Genomic DNA, 21,853 nt, shown 5'->3' with positions numbered 1-21,853 from the left:
GGTCCTACAGGATCAGCATCGCGTCCCCGAAGCTGTAGAAACGGTAGCGCTCCTTGATGGCCTCGGCGTAGGCCCGCAGGATCAGCTCGCGTCCGGCCAGGGCGCAGACCAGCACCAGCAGCGTGGTCCTCGGCAGGTGGAAGTTGGTCACCAGCGCGTCCACAGCCCGGAAGCGGTGGCCGGGAACGATGTAGAGGCGGCTCCAGCCGGATCCGGAGTGCACCACCCCGGTGTCATCCGTCACCGTTTCCAGGGTGCGCACCGTGGAGGTGCCCACCGCAACCAGGCGCCCGCCCCGCGCTCTGACCCTGTTGATCGCCGCCGCGGCCTCGGGGGAGACTTCGTACCACTCCGCGTCCATCCGGTGGCGGGCGGGATCCTCGGTCGTGATCGACCGGAACGTCCCCACCCCGATGTGCATCGTCAGGAAGACGACGGCCACCCCCATGCCGCGGATGCGCTCCAGAAGCTGCGGGGTGAAGTGCAGCCCGGCCGTGGGAGCGGCGACCGCCCCGTTGGCGGCGGCGAAGATCGTCTGGTATTCCTCGGGGTCTCGCAGAGGCTCGCGGATGTACGGCGGCAGGGGCGTCGTCCCGATCTCCCGGAGGACGTCGATGATCGGGCGCGCGGAGGCAAAGGCGATCAGGCGGATTCCGCCTGCTCGAGAAGCGACGACTTCGCCCGCGACACCGCCGGCGAACGTCAGCCGCGTTCCGCGCGGGACCCGCCGGCCCGGCCGGACCAGCGCCTCCCAAAGTTCCCCTCCTCCGCTCCCCCCGGCATCGGAGGTCGCCGCCGGACGGAGGAGCAACACCTCGACGAGCCCTCCGGTCGGCTTGCGGCCCGTCAGCCGGGCCGGGATGACCCGCGTGTTGTTGACGATGAGCGCGTCCTGCGGGCGCAGGTAGTCGGGCAGGTCGCGGAACACCCGGTGCTCCAGCCGGCCGTCGCGGCGGTGGACGACCAGCAGACGCGCGGCATCCCGGGGGGACACCGGGTGTTGCGCGATGAGCTCGGGCGGCAGCGCGTAGTCGAAATCGGAAAGGCGCAAGCTATCGGGACTCGATGGTCACGCCGGAGTAATAGTACCGCAGGATGTCGGCGTAGGACGCGCCGGCCAGGGCCTGGCCGCGCGCTCCCCACTGGCTGAGGCCGACGCCGTGCCCCGAGCCCCGGCCCGAGAACTCCACCCACGGCTCGTCCCCGGCGAACAGGCGGACTGCAAAGAGCGTGCTCTTCATGACCTCGGTGCCGATCAGGCCCCGCAGATCCGTGGCGCGCACCACGACGGTTCCGGAGGCGGAGGTGATCCGCACCGTGCGCGCCCTCCCGGAGGGCGTGACATCGGCGACATCGACCCCGGTGATCGCGGACACCCCCAGGCCGGCGCGCCGCAGCCGCCCCTCGAGCTCCGACAGCCCCATCCGCAGCGTCCAGGGCGCGGCCGAGGTGTAGGGGTCGGGGACACCCCGCAGGTACGGATAGCGCCCGCCCCAGACGTACTCGCTGCTCTCCGTCGCGCCGCCGGAGTCCGAGTGGTACACGGCCAGGATCGGGCGGCCCTGGTAGGTGACCACCTCGCCGCGCGTGGCGTCCACCGCCGCGGTGGTGCGGGGATCCTCCACGGCCAGGCCCCCGTAGACCTGCGACTCCGTGGTCGCGCGGACATCATACCCTTCGGCCCGGAAGCGGCCCAGGCTGTAGATGGCCAGCGTGCGGGCGGCGACGGCCTGCGCCTTCAGCGCCTCCGCCGGCCAGCGCGGATCGACCTCCATCTTGAGGACGCCGTAGAGGTATTCCTCGAGATCCAGTTCGTTGATCACGGTGAGGCGCCCGGAGGGCGTCCGCCGGACCTCCAGGATGCCGCGGTACGGGCGGATGGCCACGTACAGGCGCGCCCCGGGCGACGGGATCAGACGCACGGGCCCGGTGAGTTCCCCGAGACCCGGAAGAACGATCCCCGACGCGCCGGGCCTGATCTCGTGCGCCCCCGGCGGCAGCTGCCTCGCCGGCCCGCCCGGCGGGTGAATCTCGATGGCCCGATCGCTCATCACCGTAACCTGCTCCTGCTCGCGCAGGAACCCCACGCGGATCGAGGTTGTCGCCGTCGCCGTCGTGGGCGCCGGCGACAGCAGGGCGATGAGGATGAGGACGACGGGAAGACGACGCACAGGGATGCCTATCTTCGGAAGAAGAGGCTCAGGACGACGGTCAGGATAATGCTGAGAATGATGCTGGTCGCAATCGGGATGTAGATCGTCACCGTGTCCCGGCGGATGAGGATGTCCCCCGGGAGGCGCGGGAGGCGGCCGGCAAAGGTGAGCAGCGCCCCCACGATGACGAGCACCAGGCCGAAGATGATGAGCATCCGCCCCAGATCGCTCATGGTCCCGTCAGAACAGGGTATTCTGGGCCCGCCCGCCGCGGTCCGGCAGCGTCAGCCCCAGGTGTTCGCAGGCCGCCGCCGTGATCCGCCGGCCGGCCGGTGTGCGGGTGAGGAACCCGATCTTCAGCAAATACGGCTCCACGACCTCCTCGATGGTCTGCGCCTCCTCGTTGAGCGTCGCCGCCACCGCTTCCAGGCCCACCGGCCCGCCGCCGTAGACCGTGGCGATGGTCCGCAGCAGGTTCCGGTCCAGCGCGTCGAGTCCGCGGCCGTCCACCCCCTCGAACTCCAGCGCCTCCGCGGCGATCGCTGCGGTGATGCGGCCGTCGCCGCGGACCTGGGCGTAGTCCCGCACCCGGCGCAGCAGGCGGTTGGCGATGCGCGGGGTGCCGCGGGCGCGGGCGGCGATGGCGGAGGCGCCTTCCTCCGTGATGGAAATCTCCAGGATGGACGCCGAGCGGCGGACCACCCGGACCAGCTCCTCCACCGAGAAGAAGTCCAGGTGGTGGAAGATCCCGAACCGCTCGCGCAGGGGGCTGGAGAGCAGCCCGGCCCTGGTCGTGGCCCCCACCAGGGTGAAGGGGCGCAGCTGGTAGCGCAGCGTACGGGCGTGGGTACCCTTCTCGATGACGAAGTTGACGCAGAAGTCCTCCATGGCCGGGTACAGGAACTCCTCCACGGCCCGGGAGAGGCGGTGGATCTCGTCGATGAACAGGACGTCGTTGGGCTGGAGGTTGGTGAGGATCCCCATCAGGTCCCCGCCCCGCTCCAGCGCCGGGCCCGAGGTGGTGACGATGTTCGCGCCCATCTCCTGGGCGATGACGTTGGCCAGCGTGGTCTTGCCCAGTCCCGGCGGTCCGTGGAGCAGGACGTGGTCCAGGGCTTCCCCCCGCTCCCGGGCGGCCCGGATGCTGATGCGCAGCCCCTCGATGACCTTGGGCTGGCCGATGCACTCGTCGAGCGTGCGCGGCCGCAGGCTGCGGATGAACTGCTCGTCCGCGGTGATCTGGCTCACGGCACCGCCCCGGCGCTCTTCTCCACGCGGTAGACTTCCTGGAACAGCTCCTCGGCGGAGGCGATCCCCGGCCGCCGCCGCAGAGCTTCCTCCACCATGCGGCGGGCCTCGGGGGGACGGTGTCCGAGCTGGGTGGTCAGCACCTCCAGGACCTCGGCCTTGAAGTCCTCCGCCGCCGGCACAGGCGCGGCCGCCTCCCGCAACAGGGCGTACTTCGCCATCTTCCCGTGGAGCGTGGCCACGATCTTCTCCGCCGTCCGCTCGCCGATCCCCGGCAGACGGCGCAGGAACCCCACGTCCTTGCGCTCGATGGCGTCGGCGATCAGGTGGATGGGATGGACGATGGCCTTCATCGCTTTCGTCGGGCCCATCCCGTCCACGGTGATGAACCGTTCGAAGAACTCCTGCTCCACCTCGTGGAGGAAGCCGATGAGCAGCGGCCTGGGTTGGTTCTGCGTCGCATGGTAGGAGATGTGCAGGGCCACGACCGGGTGGTCGTCTCCGCGGGGCACGGGCAGGGCGCGGGCCACCACGGCGGGCAGGTGCACCTCATAGCCCACCCCGCCCACCTCCACCACGGCGGTCTCCTCGCCCCGGCGCAGCATGAGCCCCCGCAGGAAGGCGATCATCCCGCGGCGGCCTCCCTGGCCAGCGGCACGCCCCGGCGGGAGAGGGCGACCAGCGCCATTGCCGCCGCATCCGCGGCATGCGAGGTGGCCGCGAGGTCTTTGCCCAGCAGCCGGCGCACCGCCTGCTGGATCTGCATCTTGCTCGCCCCGCCGAACCCCGTGATGGCCGACTTCACCGCCGCGGGAGGTAGGGCCTCCACGGCGATCCCCCGCTCCGCCGCAGCCAGGCACACCACGCCGCGGACATGCCCCATGAGGATCGCCGTACGCGGGAACCGCCGGGCGGCGAAGAGATCCTCCACGGCCAGTCCGTCGGGTCGGAACTCCTCGATCACGGCGGCCAGACCGGTGTAGATGGTGCGCAGCCGCAGCGCCAGGGCCGCGGCGTCGTCGGTCCGGATCACGCCGGTGCGGATCAGCCGGATGCCCTGCGGGGAGCCCTGCAGCACCGCGTAGCCGGTCGCCCGGAGACCTGGATCCACCCCGAGGATGCGCATCTCGAACCTGTGTTCGAATTATAGCACGGCGCCCGCTGTGTCGACTCCGACGACCCGATTTACCCTGGAGGGTTCGCGGCAACTGCTCCGGCTCCTCGCCGGACGATCCGGTCCGCGGGCCCGGAGGGAGGACGGATCAGCCGACCTGCTGGAGGATCTCGTCGGGGATGTCGAAGTTGGCGTAGGCCCGCTGGACGTCGTCGTGGTCTTCCAGGGCGTCCATCAGGGCCAGCACCTGCTTGGCCTCGCGCGGCCCCACCGGCACCGTGGACTTGGGGACCATCGTCACCTCGGCCGACTGGATGGGGATCCGCGCCGCGGCCAGGGCCTGCTTCACCTTGTCCAGCTGCTCCGGCGCGGTGACGATCTCGTAGGCCTCCGCGGTGCTGCGCACGTCGTCCGCTCCGGCCTCCAGCGCCGCAAGGAGCAGATCGTCCTCCTGCACCTTCGTGCGATCGACGAGGATCATCCCCCGCCGGTCAAACATCCAGGCCACGGAGCCCACTTCCCCCAGCGCCCCGCCGTGCTTGGTAAACAGGCTCCGCACGTCGGCCGCGGTGCGGTTGCGGTTGTCCGTGAGCACCTCGACCAGGACGGCCACGCCGCCCGGGGCATACCCCTCGTAGGTGATCGCCTCGTAACTGGCGCCCTCCGCGCCGCCCGCCCCGCGCTGGATCGCCCGCTGGATGTTGTCGTTGGGCATCCCGACTTCGCGGGCCCGCTCGATGGCCGTGCGCAGCCGCGCGTTCCCCTCGGGGTTGGGGCCGCCTTCCCTGGCCGCCACGGCGATCTCCCGGGCGAACTTGCTGAAGAGCTTGCCGCGAACGAGATCGGCCTTCTGCTTCTTGATCCGAATGTTGTGCCACTTGGAATGCCCGGACACGGCGGACCTCGCCACCTGGAGGATGCGATCCGTTCGTATTGTACTACGCGGGTCAGCGCTCCGTCACCGTGAGCGTCGCCGTGGACCGCGCGCCGTCGGCCGTCGTGGCCGTGATGGTGATCAGGTAGCGCACCCCGGCGATGCGCAGCGACGGCCGGAAGACATAGTTGAACCGGCCCTCGTCGGTCACGGGCAGGGTGGTCTCGGCGAGCTGGACGCGCAGGAAGCCGCCCTGGGCCAGGATGCTGAGGGTTACCGTGGCCCCGGGAACGGTCGCGCCCTCGACGGCGAAGGGCGAGCTCACCTCCTGCCCTCCGCGGGGCGTCAGAACCTGCAGGGGCACCGATCCGGTCACCCGTGTCGCCTCCGCCTCGGTGGCCGCCCCGGAGTCGTACTCGGTGGGCTCGGTTCCGCGGATGAAGAGCTCGCGCCGCGGATGGGGGCAGGCCGGGGTGGCCAGCAGGCCGGACGGGGCGCAGACCGTGACCTCCACGACGCCCTCCGGCCGCACCCAGTCCTCGGGGGGCGTCCCTTCCAGCGCCGCGCGCATGAACTCCCGCCAGATGCGCGCCGGGACGGTACCGCCCACCACGCGGCGCATCGGGGTGTTGTCGTCGTTGCCCACCCAGACCGCGGTGCTGAGCTGTGGGGTGAAGCCGATGAACCAGGCGTTGCGGTAGTCGTCGGTGGTGCCGGTCTTGCCCGCGGCCGGCCGACCGATGTCCGCGGCGCGGCCGGTGCCGCGCAGGATCACGCCCTTCAGGAGGTCGATCATCAGGTAGGAGACGTCGGCGCTGAGGACGAGGTCCCGCCGCGGCAGGTTGTCCTCCAGGACCTGGCCGTCGCTGGTGGTGATCCGCCGGACGGCGATGGGCTCGGCGTGCACCCCCATCGCGGCCAGGGTGCCGTAGGCCGACGCCATCTCCAGCGGCGTGAGATCGGGCGTGCCCAAGGCCAGGGAGAGGTGCGGCCGCAGCGGCGTGGTGATCCCCATGCGCCGGGCGTAGGCGATCACCGTCTGCGGACCGATCTCGGCCAGCGTCTTGACGGCCGGGATGTTGATGGACTGCTCCAGCGCCGCGCGCAGGGTGATCTCGCCGCGGAACTTGCCGTCGTAGTTCTTCGGTTCCCAGATCCGCTCTTTCTCCGTGGCCCCGACGATCTCGTAGCGCACCGGTTCGTCCACGATGCGCCGGGTCGTGGTCATCCGGTTGGCGACGGCCGCCGTGTAGATGAAGGGTTTGAAGGCCGACCCCGGCTGGCGGTGGGCCTGCCAGGCGCGGTTGAACTGGCTCTGGGCGAAGTCGTAGCCGCCGATCATCGCCCGGATGAAGCCGGTCTCCGGCTCGATGGCCACCAGCGCCCCCTGGCTGACCCTGAGCTTCTGCTTTTCCGCCTGCTCGATGCCCTGACGGATCGCCTTCTCCGCTGCGGCCTGCAGGCGGACGTCCATCGTCGTGTAAACGCGCAGCCCGCCGTTGTAGACCACCTCCTCGCCGTAGCGCTCGAGGAGGTAGGGCAGGATGTACGAGACAAAATACGGGGCGCGAATCCCGATCAGCCCGGCGCTGCCCTCCGCGGTGAGCTTCAGGGGCTGCTCCGCGGTCTGCGCCGCCTGGCGGGGCGTGAGGTAGCCCAGCTCCATCATGCGGGTGAGGACGACGCGCTGGCGCGCTTTGGCCAGTTCCGGGTTCTGGTGCGGAGAGTAGATGGTGGGGGCGCGAATGAGCCCCGCCAGCAGCGCGCTCTCCGCCAGATTCAGCTCCCGGGCGCGCTTGCCGAAGTAGACGCGGGCGGCCATCTCCACGCCGTAGGCGCCCTGACCGAAGTACACCTGGTTCAGGTAGCGCTCCAGGATCTCGGCCTTGGTCAGGCGGCGCTCGATCTCCACGGCCAGCATCATCTCGGCGAGCTTCCGGCTGAACTGGCGCTTCTGGGTGAGGAAGACGCTGCGCGCCAGCTGCTGGGTGATGGTGCTGCCGCCCTCGCGCAGTTCCCCGGCCAGAAGGTTCCGCCACATCGCCCGGGCCGTGCCGCGCAGGTCCACGCCGCGGTGCTGGTAGAAGCGCTCGTCCTCGATGGCGATCACGGCCTGCTGGAGCGCCGCGGGGATCTCCTCCAGCGGGATGGTGTCGCGGTTCTCGCGGTACAGGCTGGCGATGAGCTCGCCGTTGCTGGCGTAGACGCGTGTGGCCTCGCTGGGCGGAGCGTACAGGGCGGAGATGTCGGGCAGCTTCGTGGCGAAGGCCAGCCCCATGCCGACGACGGCGCCGGCGGCCAGCACCATCACCAGGACCAGTGTCCCGCCCGCCCACAGCGCGAGGCGCCATCCCGACCGCGCGTACCAGGGAGGCCGCGGGGGCCGGATCGTCGGCCGGCGTGAGGGCCCGAGGATGCGCTTGGTCGTGTCGCCGGTCGCCATGCCTGCCCCCTACTTTACCATCCGTTGGGAAGGACCACTACGCCGGGACTCGAGCGGCAGTGCTGGCTTTGAGGCAGACTGGTGCAAGGGGCAGGGCAAGGTGCTCTATACCGCCATGGGATCTCTGGTGGAGACGACCGGATTCGAACCGGCGACCTCCGCAATGCGAGTGCGGCGCTCTCCCAGCTGAGCTACGTCCCCACGGCCAGCGTCATTATAGGGGAGCCGGCGGTCGCCAGCAAGCGCGCCGCGCCGGAGGCTCACTCATACCGCAGCGCCTCCACCGGGTTGAGCCCCGCCGCCCGGTAGGCCGGATAGACGCCGAAGATCACGCCGACGGCGACGGAGAAACCGAAGGCCAGGGCCACGACGGGGACGATCGTCGCCGCCGTGGGCACGGTCTGGAACAGCCGGGCCGAGATCACCCAGGACCCGGTCAGGCCGGCCAGCATCCCCAGGAAGCCGCCGACCAGGCTGATCGCCACCGCTTCGATCAGGAACTGCGTGAGGATGGTGCTGCGCCGCGCCCCGATGGCCTTGCGGATCCCGATCTCCCGGGTGCGCTCCGTCACCGAGACCAGCATGATGTTCATGATGCCGATCCCGCCGACGACCAGCGAGATGCCGGCGATGCTGGAGAGGGCCACGGTGAGGATGCGCAGGATGGCGTCCAGGGACCGGAGGAGCTGGCTCTGGGAGAGGACGGTGAAGTCCTCCTCCCCGCGGTGCTGGCGCAGCAGGATGCGCTCCACCTCGCGCTTGGTGCGCGGCACCGCCGTCGGATCGGCGGCCTTGACGAAGAAGAAGGTGGCGTAGTTGAGGTTGAAGATCTGCTGCGCCACGGTGAAGGGCACGTAGGCGCGGTCGTCCAGGTCGAGCCCCAGAATCGACCCCTCCGGGGCCAGCACGCCGACCACCTCGAAGGCCCGGCCGCCCAGGGTGAACCGCCGGCCCACGGCGGCGGCGGGATTCCGGTAGAGGGCCCGCGCCAACGACGTCCCCAGCACGGCGACCCGCTTGCGGCGGGCCAGGTCGGCGTTGTTGAGGAACCGCCCGGCGGCCAGGGTGAGCCCCCGGATCTGGAAGATCTCGGGGGTCGTGCCGACGATCGTCGTCGTGTACCGGCGGGCCGCGGCGATGAGCTGGATCTGGGTCTGCAGGACGGGGGCCACCCCGGCGATGGTGCGGCCCTGTGCGGCCAGGGCCTGCGCATCGTCGTAGGTCAGGGTGAGGCGGCCCTCTTCCGCCGCGCCGAAGGTCCCTTCCTTGGCCTTGCCGGGCAGGACCCACAGCAGCTCCGGGCCCAGGCTGGCGAACTCTCCCACGACGCTGGTCCGCGCCGTCTGGCCCACCGAGACGAGGGAGATGACCGCCGCCACGCCGATGATCACGCCCAGGGTGGTCAGGATGCTGCGCAGGGTGTTGGCCCGCAGGGCCTCCGCGGCGACGGCGAGCGCCTCGCCCAATCCCACCAGACCGCGCCAGGCCGCCGACATGGTCAGGGAGCGGCGGCGATGATCTCCCGCGCGCGGCGGGGGCGCGCCACCGCCTCGTCGCGCACCACGACGCCGTCGCGGAGGGTGACGATGCGCCCGGCGTGCTCGGCGATCTCCCGGTCGTGGGTGACCATGGCGATGGTGATCCCCGCGGCGTTGAGCTCCTGGAAGATGGCCAGGATCTCTTCCCCGGAGCGGCTGTCCAGATTCCCCGTGGGCTCGTCCGCCAGCAGGATGGCCGGCCGGTTCACCAGCGCCCGCGCGATGGCCACGCGCTGCTGCTCGCCGCCGCTCAGCTCCGGCGCGGTGTGGTGGAGCCGGTGGCCCAGGCCGACCTTCTCCAGGGCCTCCACCGCCCGGGTCCGCCGCTCCGTGCGGGGGACGCCGGCGTAGACCATCGGCATCTCGACGTTCTTGAGGGCCGACAGCCGCGGGAGGAGGTTGAAGGTCTGGAAGACAAAGCCGATCCGGCCGTTGCGCACGTCGGCCAGCTCGTCGTCGCTCATCCGGCTGACGTCCCGCCCGTCCAGGATGTAGACGCCGGAGGTCGGGCGGTCCAGACAGCCGATCAGGTTCATCAGGGTGGACTTGCCCGATCCGGACGGCCCCATGATCGCCACGAACTCGCCGGGAGCCACGTCCAGGCTCACTCCGCGCAGCGCGGGGATCTCGACTTTGCCCCGGCGGTAGACCTTGGTGATCTCCCGAAGGTGGACGACCGGCGTCATGGCGCCAGACGGACCCGGACCCGCATCCCCTCCTGCAGGGCGGCCGGGTCGCCGAGGGCCACGAGGTCGCCCTCCCGCAGCCCCGCCACCACCTCGGCCGCCACCTCGTTGCGCTCGCCGAGCCGGATCTGCCGCCGGCGCAACAGACCGGCCTCGACGACGAAGACGTAGTGGAGCCCGTCCTCACCGGGCTGGACGGCGTCGATGGGCACGAGCAGCACCCCGGGCAGCCGGGACCTGATGATGCTGACGTCCACGCTGGTGCCCGCGCGCATCCCGGAGGGCCGGTCGGGATCGACGCGCACCCGCACAATCCGCGTCCCGCCCCGGATCTCCACGGCGCTGCCGATGCGCGTCACGCGGCCGGTCAGGGTCAGCCCCGGGTAGGCGTCGGCGGTGATGCGCGCCTGCTGGCCGAGGCGCACCTCATCGATGTCCGACTCGTCCACCTCCGCGGTGACCCAGCCCTCCCGGGAGACGAGGGTGATGACGGGGACCCCGGGGCCGACGGGCGAGCCGGCGGTGAGAAAGATCCGGCTGACCACGCCGTCGAAGGGCGCGGTCAGGTACGCCCGCGCCATCCGGGCCCGGGCGGCGCGCAGCGTGGCCTCGGTCTGGAGCGCGTTGGCCCGCGCCGCCTGCAGCACGGCCTCGGCCTGCCCGATGTTGACGCGGGCGGCCTGCGCCGCCGCCCGGGCCTGCGCCGCCTGCTGCTCGGCCGCTTCCACCGCCTCCGGCCGCGCCCCCGCGCGCACCGCCTGGAGCTGCGCGGCGGCCTGCCGGTACTGCGCCTCGGCGGTCTGGTACTGGGCGCGGGCCGCATCGACCTGGCTCTGCGCCACCGCCCCCTGGGAGAACAACTGCTCGGTCGTGGCCAGATTGCGACGGGCCTGTTCCAGCGCACTGGCCGCCGCGGCGGCGGCCGCCTCGGCCTGCCGCAGCTCCTCCACCCTGGCTCCAGCCCGCAACTGCCGGAGGTTGGCCAGGGCGGCACCGTAGGCGGCCTGGGCCTGGACGGCCTGCTGGCGGGCGGCCTCGACCGCGGCGCCGGCGCGGGCGACCTCGCTGCGGGCCGCCTGCGCGGCGGCGGCCGCCTGCTCGACGGCGGCGGCGAGTTCGGCGGTCTCCAGCCAGGCCAGCCGCTGGCCGGCGAAGACCGCGTCCCCTTCGGCCACCGACACCGCGGCGAGGCGACCTGGAATCTCAAAGGCCAGTTCGACCGCGCGCGTTTCGAAGATTCCTTCCACCGGGAGGGCGACCTCAAGGGCCCCGCGGGTGATCCGGGCCGCCTCTACCTCCATCGGCCCCCCGGAACCCAGGAAGACCCAGGCCAGGGCGATCCCGCCGAGAAGGATCAGGATCAGGACTGCTGCCGTCCGCCTGGAGATCACGGTCCCCACAGGCATTCCGTACCTGCGCCGCTCCTCCTGCGCGTATGCCCCCGCCGGCACCCGTCGAGGCCCAGGCAGGGAACCCCGGCCGCGGGCGGGAAGCGCTGACCATCATGCGCATCGCGGTGCTGGGAGCCGGAGCCGTCGGGGGCTACTACGGGGCGGTGCTGCAGCGCGGCGGCAGCGAGGTGTGGTTCCTGGCGCGGGGACAGCACCTGGCCGCGATGCGCGACCGGGGGCTGCGGGTGGAGACCGCCGTCGAGGAGCCGTTCACGGTCGCCGTGCGGGCCACCGACGACCCGCGGGAGATCGGCCCCGTGGATCTCGTGCTGTTCACCGTGAAGGCCTATGACACACCGGCCGCCGTACGGCTCCTGCCGCCCCTGCTGGGACCCGAGACGGCGGTGCTGACGCTGCAGAACGGCGTGGACAGCGTCGAGGCCCTTGCGGAAGCGGTCGGACGGCGCCATGTGCTGGGCGGCCTCTGTCAGATCTTCTGCACGGTGGGCGCGCCCGGCCTCATCCGACAGACCGGAGGACCGCGCCGCGTGGTCCTGGGCGAACTCGACGGCACCGTGACCGGCCGGGTCCGCGCCGCCGGAGACGCCTTCCGGGCGGCCGGCGTCCCGGTCGAGATCTCCACCCGCATCCTGGTGGAGATGTGGGAGAAATTCATCTTCATCAATGCCCAGGGCGGGATGACGGCGCTGACGCGCCTGCCGATCGGGATCATCCGCCAAACGCCGGAAACGTTCGCCATGTACCTCGACGTGGCGGAAGAAGTGGCGGCGGTGGGACGGGCCCACGGCGTCCCCATCCCTGAAGGACAGCGTGAGCGCGTCCGCGCCTTCGCCCTGGCCCTGGACCCGGGGAGCTACTCCTCCCTGTATACGGACCTCACGGCCGGCCGCCGTACCGAGCTGGACACCCTGCTGGGCACCGTCGTGCGCCTCGGCGAGCGGTACGGCGTCCCCACGCCCGCCTGCCGGGCGATCTACGCCGCCCTGCGCCCGCACGACCTGGCGGCCCGAACCGCCCGACCGTAGCGCGCCGTCCTGCCCGAGGCTACATCCCGCCGGCCTCGCGCCTCACGGCGTCGAGTTCCTCCGCGACCCCCGCCGCCCGGGCCTGACGGCGGAGGTAGTCGACGTCGAGATCCTGGTGCAGAGCGAGCATCGAGATACACCATTCCCGGGCCTCGGTGTCCTGCCAGTGGACTACCGCGTTCAGCCTGTCGATCACCAGATCCTCCAGGCCGATAATGGCGACGGACCCCTCCTCGGTGTCGACGCGTGTGATGCGCCCCAGGTCGCCGGCCAGCGGAGGCGGGGGGAAGTCCACGACCACGTCGGTGTCGCGATGCACCCAGGCTCCGTCGCGACGTTCGAATCCCAGCTCCGTGAGCACGTCGCGCAATTCCGTACCCGAGGCGGTTGTGACGAGGTCGACGTCCCGGGAGAGGTAGGCGCCGCCGGTGTAGAAGGACACGGCGGAGCCTCCTACCACCACCACGGGATGTCCCAGCCGTTCCAGGATCCTGGCGATCACCGCTGCCGTTCGGAGCTGGACCTCAAGGGGGTTGGCCAGCGCCCGGAGCGCCGCGAGTTCCGCCCGGGCCTTGGCCAGGGGAGAAAGCCCGCTCATTCGCCGCGGCCGGAGATCAGTCGGTAGCGCCGCGGACCGACGTGCCGCAACCAGGTCTGAAAGGCCCGGCGCGCGATCCGCAGGGTGAGTTCCCGCAGGGCCAGGACTTCGCCGCGCTCCCGCGGGCGTCGCCGGATGCCCCGGGGCCGCGCCGCGCGCACAACCATGGCCTTGCGCCAAGTCGCCCGGAGAAGAGACCTGAGGCCGTCCACACCATCCATTATATCGGAGGCGCCGTCCTAGAGCCGGCGGGCGACGAAGACGGCGGCTTCGCTCTCGATGGAGTAGGGCTCGCCGCCCAGACCGCCGTACACCGCTTCCAGCCCCAGCCCCGCCTGCTCGAAGAGCTGACGCATCTCAACGACGGTATAGGCCCGGATGGAGTGCCACCAGGACTGGCGGCGGCCGTCGGGAAAGAACGCCGTGTTGGTCCAGTTCAACCGCCCCCGCAGGTGGTCGAACTCCCACTCTTCGACCTCCACCACCTCTCCGGTGCGGTCCACCTGATACCGGTCGAAGTAGCGGATCTCGTACTCCCGGTTCCAGAACTCCATCAGCAGCCGGCCGCCGGGCCGCAGCGCCCGGGCGATCCCGGTCAGCATGGCCAGATGCTCCGCATCGGTCTCGAAGTACCCGAAGGAGAGGAACATGTTGATGGCCAGATCGAACTCGCCCTCGAACTCCAGGCGCCGGGCGTCGAGCTCGCGCAGGTCGACGGCGACGCCGGCGGCAGCGGCCTTCTCCCGCCCGCGGGCGATCTGCACCGCCGAGGCGTCTACCCCCGTCACCGTGAAGCCGCGACGGGCCAGCTCGATGGCATGACGGGCGTAGCCGCAGGGGACGTCGAGGATCCGGGCCGGGGGATGGAGATCGAGCAGCCGGAGGAGCGCGTCAACCTCCCGGACGGCCTTCCGGGTGTCCTCGGCCTCGTAGAGTTCGAAGTAGATCGGGGAATCGAAGAGCCGCTGCCACCATTCCATACGTCGCAAATCCCCGGCGTCAGGTCACAAAGGACGGACGGTCGGCCAGCAGCGGGGGGCGGGGAGCGATCAGGGTGCCGTCCGTGATCGCCTCCACCGGCGAGGCCTCCTCAAACCAGGACCTGGGCGGGACGTGCCCCCAGAAGGTGGCGCGCCGCGGGTCGTTGAGGCTCCAGCGGATGGGCTGCCAGTCCGGATCGGCGATCTGGTAGTCGCCGGTGTACAGTTCGATCCGGTTGCCGTCTCCGTCGCGCAGATAGACGAACAGCGCGTTGCTCAGCCCGTGCCGGCCCGGGCCGCGCTCGATGGCCTCGGACCGTCCCGCGCCGGCCAGGATGTCGCAGGCGCGCAGGACGCTCAGCGCATCGGGCACCCAGAACCCGGCGTGGTGCAGCCGCGGACCGGTCCCGGTCATCACCGCGATGTCGTGCACGGTCTGCTTGCGGTGCAGCCACGCCGCCCACAGCCGCGGCGGCTGGTCCTCGGTCTCCGTGTACTCCGAACAGCGGAATCCCCACGCTCCCGTATACCAGTCGTAGGCCAACCGGACGTCGGGCACCTGCACATTCACATGGTCGATGCGCATGATGTGGGGGCCGCGGTAGAGGTCGAACCGCTGCAGGTGCCGCTCGACCCGGTCCATGTGGTGATAGAACTCCACCGGCAGCCCGGCCGGATCCTGGACGCGCAGGGCCCGGCCCTGCCCGTCTTCCACCCCCGCCCCGACCCAGCGCACCGGCAGTCCCGCCTGCATGCACCGCCGGTGGAGCCGGTCGAGATGCTCCTCTCCGGCCACCCGAAAGGCGAAGTGCGAGGCCCCCGGCGCCTCGGCCTGGCGCAGCACCAGGCTGTGGTGCTCCCGCTCCTCCAGCCCGCGCAGATAGAGGCGGCCGCGGTCCCGTCCGGTCTCCACGAAGCCCAGCAGGTCCACGTAGAATGCCCGGGCGCGGGCCAGGTCGGTGACGCGGTACTCGAGGTGCCCCAGGCGCAGGATGTCGACCTCATCCGCGGCGCTCACCGGGGCCCCTGCCACCACTCGTCGTAGTAGATCCTCACGTCGGTGCCGGTCCACAGCTCGGGGGCCGGGGCGGCCTCCGCCGGCGACAGACGGCGGTAGCGGCCGCCGTAGAAGAGCAGCGGCTGCGCCGCGGCATCTCCTTCGTAAAGCGCGATGACACGGCCCAGGACGATCCGGTGATCTCCGGCCTCGATCAGGCGTTCCCGCCGGCAGCCCAGCGCGGCCAGGGCGGCGACCAGGCGCGGCCCGCCCTCCCAGGGCACGAAGCGAAACTCCGGCGGTGCGGCGTGGGGCCAGGTGCCGGCGAAATAGCGGGAGAGCGCTTCCTGGTCCTCCGTCAGGATGTTCACGGTGAACCCCCCGGCGCGCTCCAGCCACCGGCTCATGCGCGCCCGCCGGCCGACGCACACCAGCAGGAGCAGAGGGTCCAGCGAAACGGAGGTGACGGCGTTGGCCGTCATGCCGTGCATCTCCCCGTCGTGCTCGGCGGCCACCACGGTCACGCCGGTGGCGAAGCGGCCCATCACCTTCCGGAACCGGTCGGGATCGACTTCCGCCCCGGGCGTGCTCACGGCTTGGGCGTCGGTGCGGCCTCCGCGCGCCGCCCGCGCGCCAGGAAGGCTTTGACGCGCTCGATGTAGGGGCGGCGGTCGTAGGAGGCAAAGGTCGCCATCTGCATCCGCACCGGGTCGCCGAAGAAGAACCGCTCGTAGAGCACCTGGCGCGAGCCGAAGGCGCTCAGGGCGATATCCCAGGCCAGCCGGAAGAGGGCGATGCGCTCCTCGGCATCCAGGCGCGCCGCCTGGTGGTACTTCTCCAGCAGCGGCCGCAGCCCGCTGTCCAGGTCGGCCCGGGTCGGCCGGGCCATGAGGCCGCTGGCGCCGAGCAGCTGGAGGATCTCCACCATCCGGGGGTACATCCAGGTGAACATGTTGCGGGCCGCGTCCAGGGGCGGCCAGGCCGGGGTCATGACGCCCCACCGGTCCACCGCCGCGTCCGCCTCGCTGGCCCGGACAAACGCCCGCATCGCCTCCAGGTAGTAGATGATCTCCGCGATCTTCCCCTGGACGTGCTGGAACTGCTCCACGGCGATGGCCTCGACGACCAGCGAGGCGACGCCCAGGAGGAACTCGGTCTTGGCGATGTTCTTGGTCACGACCTGGTGCGCCATGTGCGCCACGGCCCCGGTGGCGGCGAAGGCCCGGTTGCAGCGCTCGACGTCTCCCAGCAGGAAGACCCGTTCCCAGGGCACCACCACGTCCTCGAAGACGACGACGGCGTCCATCTCCTCGAAGCGGCTGCTCAGCGGGTAGTCGAAGGTCGACCCGTCGGGATCGAAACTCTCGCGGCAGAGGAACTTCAGCCCCGGCGTCGCGCAGGGGATGGCGAAGGCGAAGGCGTAGGGCCGGTCCTCCTCCGTCCCGCGCAGGACGGTCGAGGGGAAGACCATCAGTTCGTCCGCCACGGGCAGAGTGGCCAGCATGCGCGCGCCGCGGATCACCACCCCCGCATCGGTCTCGCCCACGACCCGCGCGGCCAAGGTGGGATCGGCCTGGCCGCCCGGACCGGCGGCGCGGTTGGCCTGCGGGTTGATCAGGGTGTGGGTCAGGCAGAGGTCCTGCTCGCGGACGAGTTCGTAGTACCGGCGGATGTTCCGGGCGAAGCGAGGGTTGTTCTCGCCGCAGTACTCCGCGGCGGCGGCGAAGGCCGTCAGGGCGCGGTTCAGGTAGTCGGGCGACCGCCCGATCATCCCGCCCGAGGTATCCGCCCACCGCTTCATCATCCCGCGCACGCGGACCAGGTCGTCCCGGGTGCGCGGGGTCAGGAAGGACAGCCCCACCCGCTCGCCGCTGGACGGCGAGAGGAAGGTCATCTCGTCCCGGTGCGCCGGGTCGTGCTGCAGGTCGTAGAGGGCGGCGACGCTTTGCACGACGTTCCGGAAGGCCGGATGGCCGACGATGTCCTGGACCCGCGTTCCGCCGATCCAGACCTCCCGCGGCTGCCGGCGCAGCCCGGCGATGAACTGGTCACCCGTGCGCGCCGCCATGCCCGCCCCCTACCCTCCCACCGGCGCGGCGTTTCCCGTCGCGACCAGGCCGTAGGCCGCCATCACCTGCCGCAGCCGCGCCGTGTTCTCCGCGCTCATCGGCGCCAGCGGCGGCCGCACCTCGGGATCTATCTTCCCCATCAGTCCCAGCGCGGTCTTCACCGGGACGGGATTGGTCTCCACGAACAGCGCCTCGTTCATCGGCAGCAGATGGTAATGCAGCGCCCGCGCCTCCTCCCAGCGTCCGGACGCGGCGAGGTCGTAGAGCCGGGCGACCTCCCGGGGCAGGACGTTGCCGGCGGCGCTGACGTGCCCCGCCCCGCCGACGGCCAGGATCGGGAAGCAGAGGAGCTCGATCCCCGAGTAGACGAAAAACCCCGGCCCGCAGAGGTGCAGGACGCGGGTGACGTGCTCGAAGTCCCGGTTGGCTTCCTTCACGCCGATGATCGTCGGGCAGTCCCGGGCCAGCCGGGCCAGGGTCGGCGGTTCCAGGTTGACCGCGGTGCGCGCGGGGATGTTGTAGACGATAATGGGGATGTCCACCGCCTCGGCGAGGCTGCGAAAGTAGCGATACAGCCCCTCCTGGGAGGGCCGGACGTAGTACGGGACGACGACCAGAGCGGCGTCGGCGCCGAGGCGGCGGGCGGCCTGCGTGAGCCGCAACGTCTCGGCGTAGTTGTTCGTCCCCGTGCCGGCGATGACCGGGACGCGGCGGCGCGCGGCGCGGACCGCCGTCGCCAGCACCTCCTCCCGCTCCTCCGGCGACAGGGCGGCCGGTTCCCCGGTCGTCCCCGTGACCACCAGGCCGTGCGAGCCGCTCTCGATCTGCCACTCGACGAGCTCTTCGAACCGGGCCGCGTCGAACCGCCCGCGGTGGAACGGGGTCACCAGCGGCACCAGGCTGCCCCTCATCGGTGCGGCGTCTCCTCCGGCCGGGGCCCCCCTGCGGAGGCGGCCATGGCCCGGAGGCGGGACTTCGGCAGGAGCACCTGCACCTGGGTGCCCTCCCCGATCTTCTCCCGTCCGTTGTGCGCCTCCACGGCGCAGATGATCCGCGGCCCGGCGATCTCCAGCAGCCGGGCCCGCACCGTGACCTGCGTCCCGGCCGCTGTGGGCGCCAGGTGCGTCACCGCGATGCTGTGGCCGACGGCGTCCTCGTCGGGCTCCAGGAACGGCAGAATGATCTTGCGGCAGGCCAGTTCCATGTGGCGCACCATGGACCAGGTGGCGTACAGGGGATGCACGGGACCCAGCTCTTCGAAGGTGGCCAGCATCTCCGGCGTCACCGTGACGGTGACGGACGCCTCGACGCCCGGGCGCAGTCCCGGTTTCATGTGTAGACGCTCTTCGCCCGGGGAAATGGGACCCCCTGCCTCCGCTTTTAGCGACCTCCGTATCATGGCCGCCTCCTTTCGGCGACCTCCGTTTATCGGACGGCGCCGACCTCCGGAGGCGGCGGTTGCGGCCGGAAGGGCGCGCCCGTATCCTGAGACCCGTGGGTGACGCGTTCAACGAGACCGGCGACCTGCTCTGGTTGCGGGGCGGGGAAGCGGCCGATGTGCGCACCGGCCGGCTCCGCCGCGCCGATGTGGAGATCACGGGAGGCCGGATCGCCGGCGTCTATGAGGACGGCGCCCCCGTCCCCGGGAGCGCGCGGGTCATCGACCTCCGGGGGCGGGTCATCGTCCCGGGGTACATCGAGCCGCACACCCACTTCAGCATCGCCTCGCCGGCCGAATACGCCGGCGCCCTGCTGCGCCGCGGGACGACCACCGCGGTGGTGGATGCGCTGCCTCTGATGCACCTGGCAAAACCCGAGCGGCTCAGCGACCTGCTCCTGCAGACGGCGCGGCTGCCGATGCGCATCCGCCACCTCATCCGCCTGCACCCGCAGGCCTTCGGGGATGAGGACCGCTTCCACCTCGACGTCGTGCGGCGTCTGTGGCGCCTGCCCGTCGCCGCCGCGGCCGGCGAGGTGACCCGCTGGGTGGACGTGGCCCAGGGCGATCCCGACCTGCGGGCCAAGATCCGCGCCGCGCGCGAGGACGGCCGCCCCGTGGACGGCCACGCTCCCGGAGCCTCCTACGACCGCCTCGTCGCCCTGGCCCGTGCCGGCATCACCTCCTGCCACGAAGCGATCACCGCCGCCGAAGTGGAAGACCGGCTGCGCGCCGGCCTGGCCGTGATGTTGCGCCACAGTTCCATCCGTCCGGACCTCCCCGAGCTCCTCAACGCCGTGCAGGCGCATCCGGAGTTGCTGGATGAAGCCATGCTCACGGTGGACGGCCCCACGCCGCTCTTCGTGGAGGACTCCGGCTATCTCGACCTGCTGATCGGCATCGCCATGGCGCAGGGCGTCCTTCCGCTGCGCGCCTACCGGATGGCGACGCTCAACCCCGCCAGGTACTTCGGCTTTACCGACGCCGGAGAGATCGCCCCCGGCAAGCGCGCCGACCTGAACGTCCTGGCCGATCTCACCGCGCCCACGCCGGTGATGACCATCGCCGGCGGCCGGATCGTCGCCGAGCACGGCCGTCTGCTCGAACCCATGCCGCCTCTCCCCCTGGCTGCGGATCTGGAAACCCTGTCGCTTCCCCGCCTGCCGGAATCGGTTCTCGTCGACTCCGGGCACCCGGTCCCGGGGATCCGCCTGGTCAACGACGTCATCACGGAAGTCGTGCCTCCCGCAGAAGTTCCCGACGGCGCCCTGCACGCGGCGCTGGTGGACCGTCACGGCCGCTGGATTACCCGCGCCCGGCTGCTCGGCTTCGCCGACCGTCTGGGGGGGCTGGCGACGACGTATTCCTGCAGTTTCAGAGAGGCCGTCGTGGTGGGGGACGACGCGGCGGACATGGCCACGGCGCTGGCGCGCCTGGCGGAGGATGGCGGCGGCGTGGTGGTGGTCGAAGACGGCCGGGAGGTCTTCCGCCTGCCCTTCGAGCACCGCCTCTACTCGGGGCGGCCGTGGGCGGAGGTGGTGGAGGCCAACCGGGCGTTCGACAGGCTGATGCGCGCCCGCGGGTACCGTTTCAGGGATCCGCTGTTTACCCTGCTCTTCCTGAGCTTCGACTCCCTGCCCTGGGTCCGCCTGACGAGCCGCGGCGTCTGGGACGTCCGCGCCCGCCGGGTCCTGGTCCCGCCCGCGCCCCTCTAGCGGCGCCGCCGGCCGCGTCCGCAGAGGAGGGACCGGCGCGCGTCGAACCAAGAACACGAACCCGGAGGTGACCGATGTCCGCAGTCCCCGACGCCGTCGAGCGATTGAAGGACCACCTGAGGACGATCACCGACCTGCGCAGCGCCGCGGCCTTTCTGCGCTGGGATCAAGAAACCTTCATGCCCCCGGCCGCCGCCCTGGCCCGCGCCGGCACCCTCGCCACGCTGAGCCGGCTGGCCCATGAGGCGTTCATTTCGGCGGAGACCGGCCGGCTGCTCGAGGAGGCCGAACGCGTCGCCGGCGAGCTGGATCCCGACTCCGACGAAGCGGCGCTGGTCCGCATGACCCGCCGCGACTACGACCGCCAGCGGAAGCTCCCGGCGGAGTTCGTGGCGGAGCGGGCCCGGGAGGCCTCCCTCAGCGTGCAGGTCTGGCGGGAGGCGCGTCGGCGCGACGACTTTGCCGCCTTCCGCCCCTCGCTGGAGAAGATGGTGGACTTCGCGCGCCGCACCGCCGACTACCTCGGGTTCACCGAGCATTCCTACGACGCGCTGCTGGACCTCTACGAACCGGAGAGGACCGCCCGCGAAGTGGAGGCGATCTTCGCCCGCCTGCGCGAGGTCACCGTCCCCTTCGTCCGCGCCATCGCGGAGCGGGGCCCCGTCGTCGACGACGGCTTCCTCCGCCAGGACTACCCCGAGGACGGCCAGAGGGCCTTCGGCCTGATGGTCGCCGAAGCCTTCGGCTACGACCTGGCCCGCGGCCGGCTGGATGTCAGCGCCCACCCCTTCGCCAACGCCTTCAACGTCAACGACGTGCGCATCACCACCCGGTACCAGCGGCGCTACCTGCCCTCGGCGATCTTCGGCATCTTCCACGAAGCGGGCCACGCGCTCTACGAGCAGGGCGTCGCCCCGTCGCTGGACCGCACCCCGCTGGCCCGCGGGGCCAGCCTGGGCCTGCACGAGTCCCAGTCGCGGATGTGGGAGAACCTGGTGGGCCGCAGCCGCCCCTTCTGGGAACACTATTTCCCGAAGCTGCAGGAGCTCTTCCCCGAGCAGCTGCGCGGGGTGGACGTGGAGCGGTTCTACCGCGCGGTGAACATCGTCCGGCCGTCGCTCATCCGCGTGGAGGCGGACGAGGTCACCTACAACCTGCACATCATGCTGCGCTTCGAACTGGAGAAGGCCCTGCTGGAGGGATCGCTGCAGGTGGAGGCGCTGCCCCGGGCCTGGGCGGAGAAGATGGCGGCCTACCTGGGCCTGACGCCCCCCTCCGACGCCGACGGCGTCCTGCAGGACATCCACTGGGCCCAGGGCTCCATCGGTTACTTCCCCACGTACTCTCTGGGGAACATCATCTCGGTGCAGCTCTTCGAGGCGGCCCGGCGGGCCCATCCGACCCTGCTGGAGGAGTTCCGGACCGGCCGGTTCGCCACGCTGCTGGGCTGGCTGCGCCAGAACCTCCACCGCCACGGCCGCAAGTTCCTGCCGCGGGAGATCCTGCGACGGGCGACGGGCCGCGAGTTGACCGTGGAGCCCTACCTGGAGTACCTACGGGGGA

22 protein-coding genes and 1 tRNA gene are annotated in these 21,853 nt (G+C 71.3%); 3 read left to right on the top strand and 20 right to left on the bottom strand.

What is annotated here, in order from left to right:
- Positions 1–4: 4 nt before the first annotated feature.
- The 12 genes from queA to QN141_13230 all read right to left on the bottom strand — a co-directional run bounded on the left by queA (position 5) and on the right by QN141_13230 (position 11,462).
- Positions 5–1,051, bottom strand: coding sequence for a tRNA preQ1(34) S-adenosylmethionine ribosyltransferase-isomerase QueA (gene queA, locus QN141_13285; GenBank protein MDR7559449.1), 1,047 nt, complete (start codon positions 1,049–1,051; stop codon positions 5–7).
- Between the two features lies 1 nt (position 1,052).
- Positions 1,053–2,171: a SpoIID/LytB domain-containing protein gene (locus tag QN141_13280; protein MDR7559448.1), complete on the bottom strand. Its 1,119-nt coding sequence runs from the start codon at positions 2,169–2,171 to the stop codon at positions 1,053–1,055.
- 8 nt (positions 2,172–2,179) lie between these two features.
- Positions 2,180–2,386 (bottom strand): DUF2905 domain-containing protein, encoded by a 207-nt coding sequence (locus QN141_13275; protein MDR7559447.1) that lies wholly within the window; start codon positions 2,384–2,386, stop codon positions 2,180–2,182.
- A gap of 7 nt (positions 2,387–2,393) precedes the next feature.
- The gene (ruvB, locus tag QN141_13270; GenBank protein MDR7559446.1) at positions 2,394–3,401 is read right to left on the bottom strand and encodes a Holliday junction branch migration DNA helicase RuvB; all 1,008 of its coding nucleotides are present in this window, start codon (positions 3,399–3,401) and stop codon (positions 2,394–2,396) included.
- Complete coding sequence (gene ruvA, locus QN141_13265; protein ID MDR7559445.1) at positions 3,398–4,030, bottom strand: Holliday junction branch migration protein RuvA; 633 nt, start codon at positions 4,028–4,030, stop codon at positions 3,398–3,400. The genes ruvB and ruvA overlap by 4 nt, the downstream gene beginning before the upstream one ends.
- Positions 4,027–4,527, bottom strand: a complete 501-nt coding sequence (locus tag QN141_13260) for a crossover junction endodeoxyribonuclease RuvC (GenBank protein MDR7559444.1) — start codon at positions 4,525–4,527, stop codon at positions 4,027–4,029. The genes ruvA and QN141_13260 overlap by 4 nt, the downstream gene beginning before the upstream one ends.
- 136 nt (positions 4,528–4,663) lie before the next feature.
- Positions 4,664–5,410, bottom strand: coding sequence for a YebC/PmpR family DNA-binding transcriptional regulator (locus QN141_13255; GenBank protein MDR7559443.1), 747 nt, complete (start codon positions 5,408–5,410; stop codon positions 4,664–4,666).
- 52 nt (positions 5,411–5,462) lie between these two features.
- Complete coding sequence (locus QN141_13250; protein MDR7559442.1) at positions 5,463–7,832, bottom strand: penicillin-binding protein 1A; 2,370 nt, start codon at positions 7,830–7,832, stop codon at positions 5,463–5,465.
- Between the two features lie 125 nt (positions 7,833–7,957).
- Positions 7,958–8,033, bottom strand: a tRNA-Ala gene (locus QN141_13245).
- Positions 8,034–8,092: 59 nt separating this feature from the next.
- The gene (locus QN141_13240; GenBank protein MDR7559441.1) at positions 8,093–9,328 is read right to left on the bottom strand and encodes an ABC transporter permease; all 1,236 of its coding nucleotides are present in this window, start codon (positions 9,326–9,328) and stop codon (positions 8,093–8,095) included.
- Between the two features lie 2 nt (positions 9,329–9,330).
- The gene (locus tag QN141_13235) at positions 9,331–10,056 is read right to left on the bottom strand and encodes an ABC transporter ATP-binding protein (protein ID MDR7559440.1); all 726 of its coding nucleotides are present in this window, start codon (positions 10,054–10,056) and stop codon (positions 9,331–9,333) included.
- On the bottom strand, positions 10,053–11,462 hold the full coding sequence (locus tag QN141_13230) for an efflux RND transporter periplasmic adaptor subunit (protein MDR7559439.1): 1,410 nt from the start codon (positions 11,460–11,462) through the stop codon (positions 10,053–10,055). The genes QN141_13235 and QN141_13230 overlap by 4 nt, the downstream gene beginning before the upstream one ends.
- Positions 11,463–11,560: 98 nt before the next feature.
- On the opposite strand from QN141_13230, the gene QN141_13225 reads away from it, so the two are divergent.
- Complete coding sequence (locus QN141_13225) at positions 11,561–12,493, top strand: 2-dehydropantoate 2-reductase (protein ID MDR7559438.1); 933 nt, start codon at positions 11,561–11,563, stop codon at positions 12,491–12,493.
- 19 nt (positions 12,494–12,512) lie between these two features.
- Here QN141_13225 and QN141_13220 read toward each other — a convergent pair whose 3' ends face one another.
- The 8 genes from QN141_13220 to QN141_13185 form a co-directional block, all read right to left on the bottom strand.
- A complete protein-coding gene (locus tag QN141_13220) occupies positions 12,513–13,091 on the bottom strand; it encodes a hypothetical protein (GenBank protein ID MDR7559437.1) in 579 nt (192 codons plus the stop codon).
- Entirely contained in the window at positions 13,088–13,258 is a 171-nt protein-coding gene (locus tag QN141_13215; protein ID MDR7559436.1) for a hypothetical protein, read from the bottom strand. The genes QN141_13220 and QN141_13215 overlap by 4 nt, the downstream gene beginning before the upstream one ends.
- A gap of 72 nt (positions 13,259–13,330) precedes the next feature.
- Positions 13,331–14,071 carry a class I SAM-dependent methyltransferase gene (locus QN141_13210; protein MDR7559435.1) on the bottom strand — a complete coding sequence of 247 codons (741 nt, stop codon included), beginning with the start codon at positions 14,069–14,071 and terminating at the stop codon, positions 13,331–13,333.
- Between the two features lie 19 nt (positions 14,072–14,090).
- Positions 14,091–15,089, bottom strand: a complete 999-nt coding sequence (gene hpaD, locus QN141_13205; protein ID MDR7559434.1) for a 3,4-dihydroxyphenylacetate 2,3-dioxygenase — start codon at positions 15,087–15,089, stop codon at positions 14,091–14,093.
- Complete coding sequence (locus QN141_13200) at positions 15,086–15,661, bottom strand: flavin reductase family protein (GenBank protein ID MDR7559433.1); 576 nt, start codon at positions 15,659–15,661, stop codon at positions 15,086–15,088. The genes hpaD and QN141_13200 overlap by 4 nt, the downstream gene beginning before the upstream one ends.
- The gene (gene hpaB, locus QN141_13195; GenBank protein ID MDR7559432.1) at positions 15,658–17,136 is read right to left on the bottom strand and encodes a 4-hydroxyphenylacetate 3-monooxygenase, oxygenase component; all 1,479 of its coding nucleotides are present in this window, start codon (positions 17,134–17,136) and stop codon (positions 15,658–15,660) included. Before hpaB ends, QN141_13200 begins: the two co-directional genes overlap by 4 nt.
- Before the next feature lie 9 nt (positions 17,137–17,145).
- Positions 17,146–18,048, bottom strand: coding sequence for a 4-hydroxy-tetrahydrodipicolinate synthase (gene dapA / locus QN141_13190; protein ID MDR7559431.1), 903 nt, complete (start codon positions 18,046–18,048; stop codon positions 17,146–17,148).
- Positions 18,045–18,470, bottom strand: coding sequence for a thioesterase family protein (locus QN141_13185; GenBank protein MDR7559430.1), 426 nt, complete (start codon positions 18,468–18,470; stop codon positions 18,045–18,047). The genes dapA and QN141_13185 overlap by 4 nt, the downstream gene beginning before the upstream one ends.
- A 161-nt stretch (positions 18,471–18,631) precedes the next feature.
- On the opposite strand from QN141_13185, the gene QN141_13180 reads away from it, so the two are divergent.
- Positions 18,632–20,290: an adenine deaminase C-terminal domain-containing protein gene (locus QN141_13180; protein MDR7559429.1), complete on the top strand. Its 1,659-nt coding sequence runs from the start codon at positions 18,632–18,634 to the stop codon at positions 20,288–20,290.
- 74 nt (positions 20,291–20,364) lie between these two features.
- On the top strand, positions 20,365–21,853 hold a 1,489-nt coding region (locus tag QN141_13175), incomplete at its 3' end, for a carboxypeptidase M32 (protein MDR7559428.1).

It is taken from the genome of Armatimonadota bacterium, from assembly GCA_031459765.1.
Classification (GTDB): Bacteria; Sysuimicrobiota; Sysuimicrobiia; order Sysuimicrobiales; family Kaftiobacteriaceae; genus Kaftiobacterium; species Kaftiobacterium secundum.
Note: the sequence above shows the minus strand (reverse complement) of the source record. Positions and strands in the feature narration are given on the sequence as shown.